This window comes from Spirosoma aureum, from assembly GCF_011604685.1.
Taxonomy (GTDB): Bacteria; Bacteroidota; Bacteroidia; order Cytophagales; family Spirosomataceae; genus Spirosoma; species Spirosoma aureum.
Genome location: NZ_CP050063.1, coordinates 2,150,087 through 2,169,185, shown reverse-complemented (window position 1 = coordinate 2,169,185; position 19,099 = coordinate 2,150,087). Strand labels below are relative to the sequence as shown.

The following is a 19,099-nucleotide window of genomic DNA, read 5'->3' as shown; positions in this document are numbered from 1 at the left end:
CGCGTTATTGATTGGCTGACAGCGTTATGATCGATCGATCGGCAATCAGGATGGGCGAATCATACAGCGGAATTTGCCGAAACAGATGTTCTTTCTGAAGCCAGTTGTCCTTAGGAATTTCATATACGGACCCGGCGATCAAATCGACCCAGACCGGGTTTTTAAACCGGGCATTGGCAAAGGTAAAATCACACAGAATCTGGTCGTTGTTATCGGAAGGAACATTATCTTTTAGCCAGACCGTTACGGCCTGGAGCTGGCTGGACTTATCCGCATAGGCATACAACGACAACGTGTTGGCATCTGCCTTTTTTGCCGAATAAGGATAGGTATGCAGACGCTCCAGTCGATCATCGAACACTGAAATCAGATTCTGAAAAGCGAAATAGGCTGGTTTGGCATACGCTACGGTCTGATCTTCATTTGCTTTCAGTAACCCCTTATGATTCCACTCCTGCGTGGTTTTGGCATCCATGATGGTAAAGCAGCACGACTCTTTATCATGCCCCAGATCGGTCAATAACCGGCGAAGAATATGCTTCGATTGTGTTAGCTCTGTCCAGGGGTATTTGTTCAGGGCGAAATTGTTGCTCCACTCCGACGGGCAGCCTGCTTCGCCCTGACGAATCCGAATGTTCCTGTTGTATTTGGCAACCACCTTTTCCAGTTCTTCCTCCGCCGAACGGTTATCGGGATTCGGAATATGCCGGTGATGGGTAATTTCGTCGATCAAGCCAAGTTTGCCTTTCTCCTGAATGAGTTTCAAGGCACTGTCGGCAAATTTATAATCGACGCCACTTCCCAACGCAAAGGCAATGATCCGGGCATCCGGCTGAACCGATTTAATAGTTTCGGCACTGGTAATGAAGAAGTTCACATAATCGGGAATGGAAACTTTATAATTCGGCTCATTCCAGATTTCCCATTCGGTTACCTTTTCGCCATAGCGCGCAACAATGGCCGACACGTATTTTTTCCAGCCTTCCAGCGCTTCGCCCGAATAGGGAAGAGCCGCATTCAATGTTGTGCCGCCACCACCTGAATAAACAGGATTACCGTAGGACAGGTTGACCCAGGGAGTCACTCCCTGTTTCTTCATATCAACAATAATCTCATCCAGCCAGGCAAAGTCATACTGCCCTTTCACCTTCTCGCACTTGGCCCAGCCGGATTGAATCCGGGCTTTTTTAACCCCAAGTTTACCCAGATATTCTTTCCAGTTGGCATAGGTTGTCCAGTCCCGATCCATGTATTCGGCACCGACCGACCAGTTTGAGGAGCGAATATCTCTGGACTGTTTCGGCGCGATTTTACCCAGGTATTTGAAGGATGGATTGGCCGATTGACCCGTGGGTGTCAGCAAATGCAGGGCGGCTTTTTCGGCGATCACTACCGGATAATCCGGCACTGGAATCGCAGTAAATGTGTAACCACCAGTACCCGATTTTTTCCACTGGCTTTTCGGAATCTCATAGACTTTACCCGAAATCAGATCCACAAAAACCGGCTGAATGAATTTACCTTCGATGGTTACGTCAGTTGGTTTCGGATCGTAGGTTTCGGCGGGTCGCGCTTCGCCACTCCAGAGCGTCACCAGTTGGCCTCCGTTCTGGCGATGACGATACTGAAAGGCCGCAACTGTCGTCTGGCTGGCCGTTGGTTTGGCTTTGTCGAGTAATTCGATCTGATCATCGAACGTAGCGAATACATGCTGGGCGGCTTTGTAGGCCAGTTTAGGCCGATCAATGGTTTTGTCAGGATTGGTTTTCAGCAAGCCTTTCGTATTGACACCCGTCATGTGGTCACCAGCTGCGTAGTGAATATCGCTGATGGTGAAGAGGTTAGTGGCTATACCGCGTCCGTGATCGCCGAGCATCCGCCGTAAATCCCATTTGGCCTGGCTCAGTTCGGTCCAATCATATTGCCGCAATGCGCCAATGGTCACAGCACTGGGTGTAGACGGAGCCCCATTTTCGCCCTGCATAAACGTGATTTTCGGATTATAACTCCAGACCAGTTGCCGCATCTCCTCAATCTTCGGATAAGACGTATCGGGATTGGGCGCATAGCCGTGATACGTCAGAATATCGACCAGATCGAGCGCATTTTCTTTTTTCAGGTGATCAAGAAAAGGACGCATGAACCCGGCGGCCGGCACTCCGGCGACTCCGAGCGCAATGAGTCTGGCATTCGGTTGAATAGACCGTACCAGTTTCGCGGTTCGGATGTAGAAAACGCCCACTTCCTCGCCCGTATTCAACTTGTTAAGGTCTGGCTCATTCCAGATTTCCCATTCGGTTACCTGATTTTTGTACCGGTTCACCATAGCCCGAACCCAGTTGTCCCAGGCGGCCAGCCCTTCTTCCGAAGTTGGAATTCGACCTCCTAGTTTGGGTTCACCACCACCCGCATAAATTGGGTTACCATACGACAATTCAACCCAGGGCGCTACACCCCGCAAATACGCATCGGGAATGACCGCATCCAGCCAGGCAAAATCATACTGCCCTTTCACCTTCTCGCATTTGGCCCAACCACCCTGCAACCGAATCCGTTTGGCACCTAACGGACCAAGAAGCCCTCTATACGATTGATAATCCGTATAATCCCGGTCGAGGGTTTCGCCCCCAATAGACCAGGTAGACGACTTGATTTCTTTGGCTGAACGCGGACGCAATTGTCCGACTTCCCGGAAGCCCCTTGGTTCGGAAACGGTTTGGCTGACAGACACCGTTTGGCCCAGGGCAGTAGTGATGCTGATGCCAAGCAGACTGAATGACCGAAAAGAATGGAGGAATACGCTCATTTTCTTTTTTGAATTAAGGGAATTTGGTCCTGTAAAAACCCGGCAATGTAAGCTGCCTGCAGTTGCATGGCGGGGTCGTCGTAATGGACGTGATCGACAAAATGCTCACTGCCCAGACTCCGGGTAAACGTATACAGATCGATGATCGGAACACCATGCCTGTGCATTACCTCATCGGCAATAGCGTTATACACATCCAGATCACGGGCATATCGCTTGAAGGCTTTCGAGCGACTGTTGTGCCGTTCGTCTTCCACGGCAGTCGTTCGCATCCAGATCAGCCGGATAGATCGTTTGTGCAACAGTTGATAAATCGCTTCCAGATTTTTCCGGTAACTGACCGAATCAACCTGAATGGCATTTGTTTCCGGCTGCCGTTTGATATCGTGCAGGCCGCAATTCAGCAGCAATACATCCGGCTGAAACGATTTATCAGGCGCTTTTAACTTCAGGTATTCGAGCACCATGCGCGAATCGCCCCCATTGGCGCCAACGGGTACATCCAGATTTTTAGCCGCCTGTCCGTCATCACTTTTCCGGTCGTACTGCCAGACACCCTGCACGTATTTTTCCAGAAACAGGCCATAGCGCATCGAAATACTGTCACCAATGACGTACAGCTTCGGCAACGACGGAGCCGCACTGATCAGCACAAAAGCGATCAGCAGCAGTAGTAAAGCGGAGGTCGTTTTTTTCATAGTGCTCAATAGCCTGGGTTCTGAACCAGATTCTTGTTTAAACTGATTTCCCGCTGCGGAATGAGGTATAGGATATTGAAGGCTTTAACGGTCAGCCCTTTCGCATTCATAACCGTGACATAACGACCCGTGCGGACCAGATCGAACCAGCGTTGGTTCTCAAAGGCAAATTCCACCCGGCGTTCCTGTTCAATGGCTAGTCGGAAACTATTTTGATCCGTCGCTTTTGTGGCCGCAAGTCCTGCCCGTGTTCGCACCTGATTAAGGGATTTCACCGCTTCGGTATCGAACCCGATTTCATTCAGCGCTTCGGCGTACATCAGGAGCACATCCGCATACCGAAGAACGGGAAAGTCGATGTCCGAATCGCCGGAAAGGGCCCCAAATTGCACGTATTTGCTCACATAGCGCTGGTTGATGGCTTGCCCGTTGGCATCGATGTACGATGATTTCATGGAGAAACTCTTCCGAAGGTCGCCGGGCTCGTAGGCAGCATCCATATCGGCGGTCGGATACCGCATGCTACCCCCTGTAATTCTGGCTCCTTCGCTGGCCTGTACCGGGCCAAAACCGCTCCCCTGGCCGGTATTGCCCGATTTATACTGAACGTTGAACAGAATTTCTGCATTTGTCGGTGTAGCAAAACTGAATGCATCAGCGTATTTGGGCAGCAATTGAAATTTGCCCGATGTGATCACTTCTTTCAGTTTGGTGGCCGCTTTATCCCACTCTTTCCGGGTTAAATAGACTTTTCCGAGCAACGCTTTGGCCGCTCCCTGTGGCACACGTCCAGCATCAGTTGTACCATACGAAACGGGAAGGCTCTGTTCGGCACCCTGCAAGTCACTGATAATTAATTGATAAACGGCATCAGCAGGTGTTCGGATCAGGCTATTAGCCCCATCGGCGGTGGTTATTTCCGAGGTTACCAAAGGCACATCGCCAAACATTCGAACCAGATCAAAGTAAAACAAGGCCCGTAAAAACTGGGCTTCGCCTTTGTACTGCATTTTCAGGTTATCGGCAATACCAGCCGTTTCGATTCGGGTCAGAATGGCATTTGCGCGACTGATACCAATATAATGATCCCGCCAGGAGGCATAAATAATGTCGTTGAGCGATGTATAGGTATGATCGACAAACTGGAAGTTATCGACGTTGACTGCCTGCCGGGTCGTTACACCAAAATCCGTGTTGTCGGTCGATACCTCGCCCATCCAGTACAGAGACGTATTGTACACGCCCGACAGTTTAAGTGCCGCATACGTCCCAACTACAGCATTGTTAAAATCGGCCGCTGTTTTATAAAAATTCAGCGTGTTTCGGTCGGTTTGGGGCGAAAGTCCCAGAAAATCGTCCTGACAACTGGCCAGAACAAGGAGACCCAGCAGAGAAAGGAAAATACGTTTAGCTTTCATGAGGAGTAGTCTGATCAGAAGGTTAAACTTAAACCAAGCGTGTAGGAACGGGCGGGCGGGTACCCCAGATAATCGATGCCAGCAGCCAGCATATTGTCGCCGGAGTTGCTGATTTCAGGATCATAACCGGGGTATTTCGTAAACGTGTAGAGGTTATTGCTGGTCAGGTAAACCCGTCCACCCTGCATACCAAGCCGTTTGGCCAGTTTCTGAGACAAATTGTAGTTCAGCGTCACATTACGAACACGCAGATACGAACCGTCGAAGTTGAAGAATGAACTGTACCGCAGGTTGTTGTTCAGCGCACCCCGAATGATCCGGGGAGACTGGCCATCGCCAGGCTGCGAGGGTGATTTGTAGTAATTCCCGATTACCTCGGCCAGATTATTCTGTACGCCATGATAACCACGCACAAACACGGCTCCTGCCCAGAACACATCGCGTCCCTGTACGCCGTTAAGCAGGATGTTTAACGACCAGTTTTTATACGTAAAGGTGTTGTTGAAGCCATAATACGCTTTTGCCTGCGGATTACCCAGAATCGTTCGGTCAGCATCGGAGATTACACCATTGCCATCCACATCTTTATACATGAAATCGCCCAGCTTAGCCCCCGCCTGGGTAGCGTGTGTAGCCAGTTGCTCCTGTGTCGTGAAAATTCCCTCGACGAGATGCCCGTAAAAACTCCCGATGGGTTGTCCTACCTGGGTAATGCTCACATCCCCGCGTCCTCCGTCGGAGAATAGCTGCTCGCCCTCCGAACCAAGCCGCAGTACTTTATTGCGGTTGAAGGTAATATTGAAACTGCTTGTCCATTGCAAATTACTCGTAGCCAGCGGCTTGCCAGAAAGAGCCAGTTCTATTCCTTTGTTTTCAAGTTCACCGATGTTTACCCAGGCCGAGGTGTAACCCGTTACAGATGGAATGGCTTTGTTGAGCAACATATCCGTATTCCGACGATTGTAATAGTCGCCCGTGAATTGCAGTCGTCCGTTGAAGAACGCCAGATCCAGTCCAATATCGACCTGCTTGCTGGTTTCCCATCCCAAATTATTGTTGGTAAAACTGCCTTGCGAAAGTCCCGGAACCTGGGTGTTACCCAACACGTAATTAGTAGCCGAAAGAAGCCCTAAATACCGATAATTGCCAATGGCATTGTTGCCCGAAAGTCCGTATCCAGCCCGGATTTTGAAGTCATCGAACAGGTTAAGATTTTTGAAGAAAGGCTCCTCCGACAATCGCCAGCCAGCCGAGAACGACGGAAACGTACCCCAGCGATTGGCCGACCCGAAGCGCGATGAGCCGTCTGTCCGAATGGTCGCCGTGAACAGATAACGATCATTGTAGGCATAATTGACCCGACCCAGATAAGACAGTAAAGACCATTGCCCAACCGTATAGCTCCCGCCTGTAATTTGCCCACCGTTGATGTTTTCAAGCAGATCATCCGCAAAATTAGTCGCTGAGGTTGTGGTCGAGGTTGTCGTTGATTTCTGAATGGTAAACCCAGCCAGGGCGTCAATCGAATGGGCATTGACTGTACGTCGGTAATTCAATGTATTCTCATTCAACCAGTTAATGTCCGACGTATTGTTGATGCTGGACGTAGCAGGCGACACCGAAGCGCTTGTCGACAGTGTAGAGGGCTTGAAGGTGTTGGTGTTGTAATAGTTGATATCGCTACCGACACTCACTTTTAGCTTCAGACCATTTAGCAGCTCGTATTCGCCAAATAGATTGCCCAATATCCGGAACTGTGCATTCGTGCTTTTATATTCATTAGCGACCTTAACCGGATTCGGAATCGCACCCATACCTAGATTCGTTAAGTCGAACGTATTGCCGTATGAACCGTCGGGGTTATACACCGGAATCATGGGAGGCATGGAGAGGGCTCCGGCAACGATATTGTAATCTCCATAATGCCCTGTTGAGGGTACGTTGTCGGTGCTGGTATAGGTCGGAGCCAGATTCATGCTCACCTTCAGTCGTTTGGTAAGCTGACCATCGAGGTTCAGCCGGGCAGAAAACCGCTCAAAGCCCGAACTGATGAGGATTCCTTTCTGATTAAAATAACCGCCCGAAAGCGCATACCTCATTTTTTCATTGCCTCCTACGGCGCTGATCTGGTAGTTCTGGATGGGCGCCGTACGGAAGATTACCTTTTGCCAGTCGGTGTCAACTTTGGGCAGATTGTTCAGATCCTGCCAGGCCTCCGGAATCCGATAGGATGTCGAACGGACACTGTTTGGGTCTGTAATTTTGGCGTTGGGACCACCGTTGTCGAGCCAGCCGTTATTATGCCCTTCTATGACGAATTCGGCAAACTGCCGGGTGTTCATCATCTTCAGGAGAAGGGCGGGTTCCTGAATGCCGGTATACGCATCGACCGTAATCTGAGCCTGACCTGATTTGCCCCGTTTGGTGGTTACAATAATTACCCCGTTGGAACCCCGTGAGCCATAGATAGCCGTAGCCGATGCATCTTTCAGGACCTCAATGGATTCAATGTCACCTGGATTGATCATATTCAGCGGGTTGCCAACACCGGCGTTATTAACCGGAAATCCATCGATCACAAACAAAGGATCATTCCCACCGGAAACGGAGCCAATCCCCCGAACGAGGATATTTGTATTGCCTCCCGGTGCACCGGATGTAGACGAAATCTGCAACCCTGATACCTGACCCTGCAACGCCTGATCCAGCCCGGATACCGGTAGCCGTTGAATGTCTTTTGACGAAACGGATGCCACAGCACCGGTCAAATCGCGTTTCTGCTGCGTTCCGTAACCAACGACAACCACTTCATTCAGGGCTTTATTATCAAGAGCTAACCGAACATCGATTACAGAGCGCTTATTGATGCTGATCTCCTGGCTTGCATAACCTACATAAGAAACAATCAATACATCGTTGCCCACCGGGACCGACAGGCGATACGCACCTTTAGCATCCGTCGTAGTTCCATTACTGGTATTTTTAACCAATACCGTAACACCAGGTAACGGCTGGCCCGTTTCGTCGGCTATTTGCCCAGTAATCAAATTAGTAGACTGAGCTACTAATTGACTCATTGTCAATAGCCATACCCATCCCAATAGCCAGGCCTTGCTTCGATAGAGTGAAAGGTTATCCATAAGGGTTTAGTAATTTTATTTATCATAGATAAATTACAATTCAACATTACAATACTATAGGGTTAAACATAAATTGTCAAATTTTTTCACTTATTAATTTTTTTATAGAACTATTTCAACTTCACCAGCTAATCAAATAATTATACAAAATCGTATCTCTTTAACCCTTAGCATCTTTCGATCTAAAAAAAGTACAAATGATGATTTTCTACGAAAAGACAGTTCCTGTAATTTTATTCTAATACAGTAGCCTTAATCATACTATAACATCGTGATAGTATTGCCCTAACTTACGCTCTCGTCTTACCAGGTGAATCGAAAAGGTGTGAAGGATGGTAACCGAGAGGTAGCGTAAACAGGACGATAGACTAAAACAGTTGCTTCAGCTTTGCTGAGGTTTGTAACTTGTATCGGCGAACAGGACAAAAGAAGATGCGGATAGTTATCCGACTAACTATCCGCACGATGGCCTATACTGTATGGAGAAATAACGTTTTATTGGCCAAATGCCTTGACGTACCCGTATCAGAGACACGGTATTATGAATAATCTAACTGATTCTGCTCAGCCGAAGCTGTGCACTCGTATCCCAATTATAAATTCAGTACGGAAATGTGCCAGATGAATCGACAATTCGTATGCTACAGATACAAAAACCGTTTGATTTACTCCGAATTTTCTGCCCTTTAAGAGATCATTCTATGAATATCTTGTTCATAGTCTGCTGCTTTTCCGAAATACTTCTAATAAAATATACCCCAGCCGGATTACCCAATAAGTTTAACTGGAAATGATGATGAGTAACTGGAGTTTCAGCTTTATACACTTGAATCACTCGCCCATAGCTATCAATAAGCTGTAGGGTTGCTGTAGACGGAGCTACTAGCTGAAAAATCACCTGCATTTGATTTTTCCCTGGATTTGGGAATATCTCTACTACCATATTTCCAACAGTAACTGGCTCAACTGTTGTAATCAGATTAACGGTAATTCCATCGGATGTAGCGGTACAGCTTCTTCTGGCGACCACTACAGTATACGTACCTGCCTGATTGGCCTGATACGTACTGCTGGTAGCTCCGGCAATAGCGGTACGATTCAAGTTCCATTGATAGTTTACTTCCGCCCCTGTGCTGGCGCTGAGGGTTACACTACCCATTGGCAATAGATCCAGGTTGCCCTGAGCGGTAATACGTGCTTCTGGAACTTGGATCGCTAGTACATCAACAATCGCTTTCGACACGCACCCTTTGGTGTCTGTTACTGATATACCATAATTACCTGTGGCGGCTGCTGTAAGTGTAGCGCTGCTGGTGCCAGTTGCACTGCCATTTAAAGTCCAGACGTAGGTTAAATTGCCTTGCCCGCCCGATGTCATAACGCTGAGTAATGTACTGTTGCCCTGACATAGCGTTGTGCTTCCGGTAATAGTCGTGCTCAATTGACAGATTAAATTGCTTATGTCAACTAAATAATCTTCTGTTTCCCCATCAATTTGTTCGCAGGCCGTTTCAAGGTTTCCCGTAAAGACGGGCGTGCCAATCCTGATTCGCATACGGGTTAATCCTGACTTTGCCGATGCCGGAATGATGAACTGATTTTCAAGGAGGGGATTCGGGTAATCTCCAGAAAGGTCCGTTATCGTGCTATTCCAGCGAAGGGGAGATAGGTAGAGCCGTTCGTCGGTAGAAAAAACCTGATCCTGATTTAAGTCAATCCAGATGTTGATTCGTGTTCGGTAAATGGCTCCCTTTGACTGACCACCCTGAATCCGCATCGATTCCACCTGAAACGGGTACGATACGTCAGTGGTAAGTTTTATGGCTGGGCGATTCGTCAGGTCAGAGTATGCATTTCCGTCCTGGCTGCAAACCCCTTTAGAGGACAGCAGGACAGCCGTTTTTCCGGGCGACCAGATGGTCAACGACTCTAAACCAATTGTACCCTCAGCAGACGTACAACTGTAGACGTCCCGGTGTACAGGCAAACAATATCCTGGCTTCCCATTCTGTACATTGCTATAGTTTAATGAATTCGACGCTTTCACCCGATAATAATAATTAATGCCTGTTGTCCCCGAAGTGTCGAACCACTGGCTGCTGTTAGGGGCAACCCCATCGACAGCAACAAACCCGTCGACCGGACTGGTAGAACGCTCGATAATAAACCCGGTTTCATTATCCGATTTATCCTGCCAGATTAGCTTTAAGGGTCCAATGCTGGTAACAATTGATAGTAAGGGGGGCGTTACATCACTGGCGGGCGCGTTGAGCGAATACTGGTTACGAGGGTTGATTCTTCCGGCAATACCTACTGTTTTAAGTCGTTCATACTGACCACTCGTAAAAGTATAAGGCGGACAAAACCAGTAACTCATTATATTATTCAGTAGAGGGTTGTAAAGCTCACCATTCGCATCTTTGATGTCATAAGTGTACTGGCAAGTAATTGGTTGTTGCCCTACAGGCACCCTAACCAAGTCAAAAGGATCAGCAGGTGTATCGCAAACCTGATCGGATGCAATAGCACAATTCGATCCATTTACCAACTCTCTGGGTCCTCCAATAAGGTTATCGTGAGGGTGATATAGGCCAATATAATGCCCCATCTCATGAGGGAGTGTAAGTTTGTTCGTTAGGTAATGGTAATCGATAACAATCCAGTTACTTTCTACACTAGTGGCAGGGAGGGGTGCCTGGCCAGCAAAAACGGGGTTGATAATGTCTTTGCCTGAATTTACTACAAACACGTTAATGGCATTAGGCAACATAAGAGAATAAATCTCTGCTGCTGTTTCGCTGGTGTTTATATCGTATAGCCGATCGCTATTAACCTCTTTTAAGCCATTGGGAGCTATGTAAAATTGTATACCAGACGGCAGGAAAAGGCCGTTCAGTTGTGCAAATCCAGCGTTAATACTACCCAAATCGGCCCCACCGCTCCCATCCGATTTTCGAATCATTAGGAATCGAACGGGCAGATAAATAATCCCAGCTGTTTCTCTGGCACTCTTTGTACTTTTCGCAAACTCGCGGTATATCTGCTCGGCTTGTTTTAGTTGCTCTCTTGTCGGTGCAGCCGTTCCACAGGGCAAATTATCTGGTTGTTGCTGGGCCAGACACTTAACGGATAGAAGCAGGACCAGTAAAAGTTTTTTTCATAAGAGGATGATTCGCCAGAGGGTGACATAAAAATTCGGGATGCAACTGGATATATCTTTGACAATCAACAATATACATCAATCGATAATGTGCAGCCTGGGTAAACCTGTTGCTTTAACTGTTTTGCAAAATCCTGACCTGGAACGTTAACCATATAACGCATTCTGACAGATGATAAAAAGACCGTGATACGTACCCGTGACGCCGGCTAAACAAAGCAAAGGTTGATCCAGGAACTCGATTTGCTTCAATAGGCTTCATCACAGATAAGTCTCTTAATCCGTTCGACCAGTTCTGGGGTAAGCTTTACCTGATGTACGAGCTCGGCATGTTGAGCTAGCAGCTCCAGAATGTCGCTTTCATGTTGAGCACGGATAATACCAGCGCAATCGAACCCAACATCCTGGCAGTGTAAAACTTTCATGATAGCTGTGATTGGTTTGAATAGAGTCTTATGCTGGTAAAGGTCTAATCGGGATGTTTGCCGCGCTATACCACTTTTGTGGTATTTTTATTGTATTGCCTGACGCCTTACTTTGCGGTGCCTCTTCCAGGTTGCATTTATGATTGATATTTTCCTACGTATCAGCTGGTTAGTTAAATTTTGGTCATGCCGACTGCTTTTTATAGCCGGATGGGTAGCTAATCTTTCCCTGGGAGAGGGACGAGGGCAATCGCATTTAATTTATCCGGTTATTCCACCCGAAAACATCAATTGGGTACGCTTGACCACAATTACTCAGGATCAACAGGGTTATATCTGGTTAGGCGGTATGGGCTTATACCGGTTTGACGGCCATCGCTATACGGCTTACCTACACGATCCTACCAACCCGAACTCATTGGGAGGAGATAAAGCTGAAGTGGTGTACTGCGACCGGCAGGGGTATGTTTGGATCGGCCTGATGGGTGAAGGACTCGACCGATTTGATCCGGCTACTGGTACTTTCAAGCACTATCGGCATAATCCACGCAACTCAACCAGTCTCAGCCATGACGAAGTAACGACCATTCTCGAAGACAAGAAAGGGCATCTCTGGATCGGTACCCACGGAGGACTGAATCGGATGGACCGTCGTACGGGTCAGTTCACTCGCTATCAACACAATCCATCTAACCCGACTTCGCTGAGCAATGATCAGGTCAGGGTTTTGTATGAAGACCGAAATGAAGTAATTTGGATCGGTACGGGTAGTGAATGGGGACAAACATCGGTCAATGCGGGTGGGCTCAATAAATTTGATCCGGTTTCTAAGACATTTATGCGTTTCTTTCATCAGGCTGACAACCCGAGCAGTCTGGCCGACAATAAGGTTCGCGCCATTTACGAAGATAGCCGGGGCACCTTTTGGGTAGGCACGTACGGAGATGGATTACATACAATGGACCGCAAACGTGGCCACTTTACCCGGTATCCATATGATGCCAAACGGCCGGACCGTTTAAGTCGACCTTTTCTAAAAAACAAAGCCGCCCGCGAACCCGATGGCGTTTCCTTTATTCAGGAAGATTCGAAGGGGGATATCTGGATTGGCGCCTACAAGAACGGCCTGAACCGATACGATCCAGTCCTGCGCCAGGTGCAGCATATGGAAGCACAGCCCGGTCAAGCCAATTCGTTTCAGGAAAATGGACCCTGGGCATTTTTCACGTCAGCAGACGGCGTTCACTGGGTCAGCACCTTTGATGGAGGTTTATACAGAATCGTTCCAACGCAATCAACGATCGGCTTTACGCATCTTGGAACAACTGCGCATGCTTTCTGGCAGGATCGCTCCGGTAAACTATGGATTGGTACCGCCACCGGTCTACAGTATCAGGATCGTATAACCGGGGCTGGGGGGTGGTTTAAACATAACCCTGCTCAACCAACCAATTTAGGTTCAGATGATGTCAGAGAGGTATATCAGGATCGAAAGGGTACCATCTGGATTGGCACCAAAGGGGCTGGACTGAATCGGTATGATTCGACAACCCAAACATTTTATCAGTTTCCTCACAGTCGAAAAGACATTCCTTCGTTGATTACCGACAACGTGCATGTGATTCGCGAAGATCGGTATGGTAAGCTTTGGCTAGGGACCACTCAGGGTCTGGATGAGTTTGATCCTGCAACAGGCCACTTTATCCATCATCAGCACAATCCACTTGACTCGACGACGCTGAGCGACAATGGTATTCCTATTTTGCTCGAAGATCATACTGGTACGCTCTGGGCAGGTGGTTACTTCAAAGGGGGCGTTAATCGCTATAATCACGCTACTCGTTCATTTCGCCGATACCTGCCTGGTTTGCGGGTAACGGGCATGGTTGAGGATCATCAGGGCATAATCTGGGTGAGTGGCGTCGGTGGTCTTTTTCGCTATGACCGGTCTACCGATCACTTTCAGCCTGCTTTTCCTACTGATCTGAATAAACCCACAAATATTACCAGCGTTCAACTTGATACGGATAACGGATTATGGATCAGTGACCTGTCGGGGATTTTAAACTTCATACCGAATCGAAATATAGTCAACCGCTATGGGCACTTGCAGGGCGTTAATGGGCGTACGATGTGGGAGTTCTCAGGCTATAAGGCCCCCGATGGGCAAATATTCTTTGGCGATCGCATGGGTTATTATGCTTTCTACCCAAATCGTATCCAGCATCGGGTACGGCTCGCTAAAACGGTAATTACTCACATTCGTGTCAATGGCCAGACGGCCCAGCCCAGCGCCAACCCACAGGATGGATCAAAGCAGAGATTTGTTCATCCACTAAAACTGGCCTACAATCAGAATGACCTTTCGTTTGGGTTCACCTACATGGATTATCAGAGCCCGGAGACGAATCGTCACCAATTTAAGCTGGACGGCTTTGATCAGCGTTGGCATGTTGCCGGGCCTGATCACCTTGCTTCATATCTACATGTGCCACCAGGTACCTATACATTTCGTGTACGGGGGGCTAATTCGGATGGTCCCTGGGTTGAACAACAGCTTGGCATTATTATCCAGCCACCCTGGTGGGAAACAACTTGGTTTCGCCTGACTTCCCTAATGGGTTTACTGCTGCTGACTATCTTTTCGATTCGTCGTTATACACACACTAAATTAAAGCGACAAAAGGCCGACCTACAACGTGTTCTTAAGGTGCAGGAAGAAGAACGGCAACGGTTGGCCGCAGATCTGCACGATGACCTTGGCGGTACGCTGGCTACTATTAAAGGGCAGTTGGAAATGAGGGCCTACGCCACGAATGGATTACAAAATCCCATCAATCTACTGGAAAAGGCCATTCGTGATTTACGATTGATCTCCCATAATCTGATGCCGCCTGAGTTCCGCAAACTTGGCTTAACCGAAATCCTCCGTGAGGCAATTCAACGGTTGGATGGCAGTAGTCCTACGCGCTTTTTGTTTGTTACCTTCGGGGAAGAATGTCGACTTGACCCTGAAAACGAACTGATTATCTACCGCATCGCTATTGAGCTCGTAACTAATGCGCTCAAGCACGCCCAAGCCTCAGCCATAACGGTTCAATTGCTTTTTCATCCCAAGTACCTATCTTTAATGATCGAAGATAATGGACGGGGTAATCGTACGAAGGAGAATCAACTGGATGGCCTTGGCTTGCGAAATGTTCGCTCACGGGCCAATTATCTCAACGCCGAGTTACTGGTTGACGCGGGTATAAACGGGACAACCATTACCCTGACTGTTCCTAATGGGCAGCCGGCAGAAAACTATGCTAAATAAGGTCGTTTCAACAACTGTTCTCATCGCCGATGATCATCAATTGTTCAGCGATGGGTTACGGACTTTATTAACAACAGCCAGCACATGCTATACTGTCATTGGTCAGGTATACGACGGTCGTGATGTGATTCCGGTTATCCATAAGCTTCAGCCCGATCTGGTTCTCCTTGACATCAACCTACCGCATCGCAATGGAATTGAAATCGCTCGCCAAATCAGGCTTGAGTTTCCTAAAGTGCGCATAGTGATCGTTACGATGTACAGTTACCAGAAGCTAATCGAGGAACTACAAACGGTAGGTGTAGCCGGTTACCTGCTCAAGAGTGCTTCCCCGGATAAATTATTAGCCTGTCTGGAAAGTGTGATCAGCGGAAGGCCGTATTTTGATAAACCCATTAATGATCAGATCATGAACCTGTATGAAACGGACAAGTTCATCAAACAGTTTAATTTAACCCCACGCGAACTCGAAATTATCAACTTGATACGCAATAGTTTATCAACTAGTCAGATTGCTGATCAACTCTTTCTATCGGAGCAAACCGTTAAAACCCATCGCAAGAACATTTACTACAAGTTAGGCATCAATAAACTATCTGAATTGATTCAGTTTGCCAATGAACAGGGCTTATAGGCAGGAAGCACATATCCGCATTCTATCCTACAACAATCGTATGCAAAAACGGCGTAATGCCAGTAAGGAAGACATGCATACCGTCTGTTCGCAAACTTCCGAAATGAGAGCTGTACATCTCCCCTTCAAGTCCACTAAGACTGGCGTGTTTGAAGACGCCCGGCCCGAATTTTATCGAATCGTTACCATAGCGATATTCACCGGAGCCACTTTCCAACGAATAATTATCTGAGCCACCTTCTATTTTTTTTAGTCCGGTCAGCGTTCCGCCTTCTTTAAAGCAAAACTCAATTACTACATGCACCCCCTCTGTGCCTTCTACACTGAAGTTCAGTTCATTCGACCCGTTTTTTTCTTCGACACTGATCGTAGTTTCTAAGGTATTTATATTGCTCTGCGGCCTATGCTGAAAATCCATCTTATTCCAGAATCGGCCATCCGTACTTTGCGAATGGGTATAATTGCCATCCGCCCGTTTAAATTTATCCGGTAAAGGCTGGTAATAAGGTGCTTCTATTTTTTGGTGTAACACATACTTACCCGCCGAATGAACAATTCCCTGACTATGGAAATAGCCAGTATTGAAAAAATCTGTTGAAAAGCGCATGTATTTCAGAATGGCCTCCCCTTTTCTGAACGCAAAAAAATTGGGGCTATTTGCCCGGCCAGAAGCAATAATGATCGGGAAATCAGTTCCACCAAAAAGCGTGGTGGTTATGTCGTTCCGCCTGATTCGGACCAGGTTTGTCCCTTTAAAAAACTTTTCAAAAGTAGCCGGAGGTGCTTTCGGTTCAGGAAGCGTTTTTTTATAGAGCGGTTCTTCTAAAAAATAAACCAGTAAATCCGTTAGAACTCTGTCGTTGAACCCATTAAGTGTTTCGATATACTTTGCAATGGCCGAAAATTCGGGGTTATTATCCCGGATAGCCAGATAGTAGAAGTCATGATAAAAATTCAGAATACTTACGGATGAGAACTGATCCTGTCTTCGTGAATCGTTCGTTACTAAATCGCCGTTGGGTTCTGCATGAAAGTAAACCAGGCCAAGGTTTTTACGAACGGGCTCAAACAAGGCTGGCAGGGGAAGCAATCGTCCAATCGTAATCAACGATCGATCGATCACGGCCGAATAATTCATGCTTCGTTCCAGAAAATTACCGTCGCTATCACAATAAACACCTTCTGAAAGCCATTCGTGAATCCGATTTACATAGCCTGGCTTGGGGAATAGGGCATTTATTTTTGCCAGTGCCGCCGACACTACCCAACGATGATTGGGCGTATGCAAGCCACCTGTCCGGAGGGCTTCTCCGGCTTTCACAATAAATTCCCGGAGTAGCCCTTTTACTTCGTTTAACGCAGCCGTATTGTTCGATTTCAGAATGGTGGCTGCCGCACAAAGAGGTTCTAAAATAAAAGCGGTATCGGGTGGTGAGGCTAAATTCCCAAAATCCAGCGTTCCGTCGGCATGCTGGGCTTTCAGTAAAGCGCGAGCCATCTTTGTCAGGTAGGGGATCAACTCCGCCGACTGGTAGTATTGCGATGTTGGTTCACAAAAAGCAGCGGCAACATTAGCCAGATCGTATCCCAACCGTCGTCTGACCTGCGTAATATCGGTCGCCAGCAGTTGTACCACTCGGGCAACCTCTTTTGCATTGGCAAGAACTAGCTTCTGATAGAAATCATCGTCCATTCTTTTTTCGTTCCATGCCTGTGCTGCGAACGGAGAAAAGCTAATGGCTGTACCAAACCATAGGCATTGCTGTAAAAATGATTTTCTTGAAATAGCTTCCATTTTATTGAGTCTATATTAGTCAAATTGCGGACTAGCTGACTGAGCACTTCTGCCTAGTCAGCTAGTCCGCAATTAATTTCGTATCTACTAATACCCCGGATTTTGGGTCAGGGCCGGGTTCACGGTAAAAGCAGAGGTTGGTATTGGGAAAATGCGGTGGTTGACGTCGGCATCCGTTTTGAAGCCCCATTTCCCTTCATATTTCCCAAAGCGAATCATATCGTTACGATGCCAGCTTTCCCAGGCAAATTCGCGGCACCGTTCAGTATAGATACCTTCCAGCGTTATGCTCGACAAGGCAGCCGTTGTAGTGCGATTAGCTCGTAACTGGTTGACCAGCGAAAGAGCAGTTTGGCCCTGGGTTGGTGTGCCCCCGCGAAGAATGGCTTCGGCTTTCATCAGGATAATGTCCGAATAGCGAAAAACCGGAATGTCGTTATTCTGATTCCGCGATGTAGACGAAGCATCGGGGTAGAACTTAATGTTGCGGTAGCCCATATTCCAGGCGATTTCGTCATTCCCGCAATCATACGTGGCTACGTCCTGCCGAAGCACAATATCGGGCGTCAGATTCACCTGGTAGGTGTATGCAGCAGCCCCGTCGGCACCCGTATACGTCTGGTCGTACCCTTTTTTGGTCGTGGTTACGGTTACGGGCGTAACGCCATCGTTCATAAACTGCAAACCTGTGAGCCATTGGCCATTCCGTATATCGTTGGCATCGTTGAAGTTCACGTAATATTCGGGCAATGTACTTTCGGGCGCGCTGGGCGTAAAAGGCAGATTGAATTTCTTTGTTTCCGACCGAGGCACATCATAACGGGCGTGATACATCATACCATTGGTACCCGTCATTGCCCCGGCGGCCGGATCATATGGAATGGCAAATATGAATTCCTTCATCTGCGGGCCGTTGTTCGGATAAAACATCTGGAGGTACGATGATCTGGGTTCCAGCGCGTACAGTCCCGAATTGATCACACTATCGCAGGCAACGATGGCATCATTATAGCGTTGAGTGCCCGTATAGTATTCGGCATTCAGATACATTTTAGCCAGTAAACTAAAGCCCGTGAATTTATTCGCCCGCCCATAAGTAGCCTGACCGGAAACGCGGCTCAAATAAGGCATTGCTGCTTTTACTTCCTTTTCAATAAAGCTGAATACCTGCGCCCGCGGCACATTCGGGTGCGGTGTAAAATCACCGTAAGTCGTGTCGATAGGCACATTGCCATACAGATCCATCATCATGAAATAAGCCAGCGCCCGTACCATTTTCAACTCGGCCAGGTTCGTTGGTTTCGATGCGGTGGCCGCTGGTATGGTTTGATTCAAAATAGACAAAGCCTGATTAGACGTACCAATCACAGTCGATAACCAACTCCAGGCACCATTGGTCCAGCCGTGGTCTTTGGTCCAGTTGTGGTAATGCAGCATCCGATAGTTTTGGTTGTCGAACCAGTTTCCACCGCGGGCGGGCAGGATAGCTTCATCGCTGCTGAGCGACTGCATGAACCAATAATCCAGGGCGAAATTACCCCGCAAAGCTGCGTAAGGAGGGCCTGATGCCTGAATAAACTGCGACGAATTCTGGGGGAAAATATCAGGTGTCAGCTCCGTATCGACAGGAACATTTATATCGTGACAGGCCGTAGTCAGGTAAACAAGCAGTACCAGAAACGCGCCGGAAGTGAGTAGCTTTTTCAT

The 19,099-nt window shown here is 47.8% G+C and carries 10 protein-coding genes; 2 read left to right on the top strand and 8 right to left on the bottom strand.

What is annotated here, in order from left to right; genetic code table 11:
- Positions 1 to 4: 4 nt before the first annotated feature.
- The 6 genes from G8759_RS08680 to G8759_RS08655 all read right to left on the bottom strand — a co-directional run bounded on the left by G8759_RS08680 (position 5) and on the right by G8759_RS08655 (position 11,647).
- Positions 5 to 2,806: a GH39 family glycosyl hydrolase gene (locus tag G8759_RS08680; RefSeq protein ID WP_167207047.1), complete on the bottom strand. Its 2,802-nt coding sequence runs from the start codon at positions 2,804 to 2,806 to the stop codon at positions 5 to 7.
- The gene (locus G8759_RS08675; protein WP_167207045.1) at positions 2,803 to 3,504 is read right to left on the bottom strand and encodes an SGNH/GDSL hydrolase family protein; all 702 of its coding nucleotides are present in this window, start codon (positions 3,502 to 3,504) and stop codon (positions 2,803 to 2,805) included. Before G8759_RS08675 ends, G8759_RS08680 begins: the two co-directional genes overlap by 4 nt.
- A gap of 5 nt (positions 3,505 to 3,509) precedes the next feature.
- Entirely contained in the window at positions 3,510 to 4,922 is a 1,413-nt protein-coding gene (locus tag G8759_RS08670) for a RagB/SusD family nutrient uptake outer membrane protein (protein ID WP_167207043.1), read from the bottom strand.
- A gap of 14 nt (positions 4,923 to 4,936) precedes the next feature.
- Positions 4,937 to 8,062 carry a SusC/RagA family TonB-linked outer membrane protein gene (locus G8759_RS08665; RefSeq protein WP_167207041.1) on the bottom strand — a complete coding sequence of 1,042 codons (3,126 nt, stop codon included), beginning with the start codon at positions 8,060 to 8,062 and terminating at the stop codon, positions 4,937 to 4,939.
- A gap of 694 nt (positions 8,063 to 8,756) precedes the next feature.
- Positions 8,757 to 11,024 (bottom strand): GEVED domain-containing protein, encoded by a 2,268-nt coding sequence (locus G8759_RS08660; protein ID WP_167207039.1) that lies wholly within the window; start codon positions 11,022 to 11,024, stop codon positions 8,757 to 8,759.
- Between the two features lie 446 nt (positions 11,025 to 11,470).
- On the bottom strand, positions 11,471 to 11,647 hold the full coding sequence (locus G8759_RS08655) for a DUF1059 domain-containing protein (protein WP_167207037.1): 177 nt from the start codon (positions 11,645 to 11,647) through the stop codon (positions 11,471 to 11,473).
- Between the two features lie 139 nt (positions 11,648 to 11,786).
- Here G8759_RS08655 and G8759_RS08650 point away from each other — a divergent pair, with 139 nt between their 5' ends.
- Both G8759_RS08650 and G8759_RS08645 read left to right on the top strand, forming a co-directional pair.
- Positions 11,787 to 14,963, top strand: coding sequence for a sensor histidine kinase (locus G8759_RS08650; protein WP_167207035.1), 3,177 nt, complete (start codon positions 11,787 to 11,789; stop codon positions 14,961 to 14,963).
- Entirely contained in the window at positions 14,953 to 15,597 is a 645-nt protein-coding gene (locus tag G8759_RS08645) for a response regulator (protein ID WP_167207032.1), read from the top strand. The genes G8759_RS08650 and G8759_RS08645 overlap by 11 nt, the downstream gene beginning before the upstream one ends.
- A 22-nt stretch (positions 15,598 to 15,619) precedes the next feature.
- Here G8759_RS08645 and G8759_RS08640 read toward each other — a convergent pair whose 3' ends face one another.
- Positions 15,620 to 17,392 (bottom strand): hypothetical protein, encoded by a 1,773-nt coding sequence (locus tag G8759_RS08640; protein WP_167207030.1) that lies wholly within the window; start codon positions 17,390 to 17,392, stop codon positions 15,620 to 15,622.
- Positions 17,393 to 17,479: 87 nt separating this feature from the next.
- Complete coding sequence (locus tag G8759_RS08635) at positions 17,480 to 19,099, bottom strand: RagB/SusD family nutrient uptake outer membrane protein (RefSeq protein WP_167207028.1); 1,620 nt, start codon at positions 19,097 to 19,099, stop codon at positions 17,480 to 17,482.

Coding starts and splice junctions, on each gene's coding strand:
- G8759_RS08660 (WP_167207039.1), bottom strand. CDS start 11,024: ATGATTCGAAAATCGGATGGGAGCGGTGGGGCCGATTTGGGTAGTATT.
- G8759_RS08670 (WP_167207043.1), bottom strand. CDS start 4,922: ATGAAAGCTAAACGTATTTTCCTTTCTCTGCTGGGTCTCCTTGTTCTG.
- G8759_RS08675 (WP_167207045.1), bottom strand. CDS start 3,504: ATGAAAAAAACGACCTCCGCTTTACTACTGCTGCTGATCGCTTTTGTG.
- G8759_RS08665 (WP_167207041.1), bottom strand. CDS start 8,062: ATGGATAACCTTTCACTCTATCGAAGCAAGGCCTGGCTATTGGGATGG.
- G8759_RS08635 (WP_167207028.1), bottom strand. CDS start 19,099: ATGAAAAAGCTACTCACTTCCGGCGCGTTTCTGGTACTGCTTGTTTAC.
- G8759_RS08645 (WP_167207032.1), top strand. CDS start 14,953: ATGCTAAATAAGGTCGTTTCAACAACTGTTCTCATCGCCGATGATCAT.
- G8759_RS08640 (WP_167207030.1), bottom strand. CDS start 17,392: ATGGAAGCTATTTCAAGAAAATCATTTTTACAGCAATGCCTATGGTTT.
- G8759_RS08650 (WP_167207035.1), top strand. CDS start 11,787: ATGATTGATATTTTCCTACGTATCAGCTGGTTAGTTAAATTTTGGTCA.
- G8759_RS08680 (WP_167207047.1), bottom strand. CDS start 2,806: ATGAGCGTATTCCTCCATTCTTTTCGGTCATTCAGTCTGCTTGGCATC.
- G8759_RS08655 (WP_167207037.1), bottom strand. CDS start 11,647: ATGAAAGTTTTACACTGCCAGGATGTTGGGTTCGATTGCGCTGGTATT.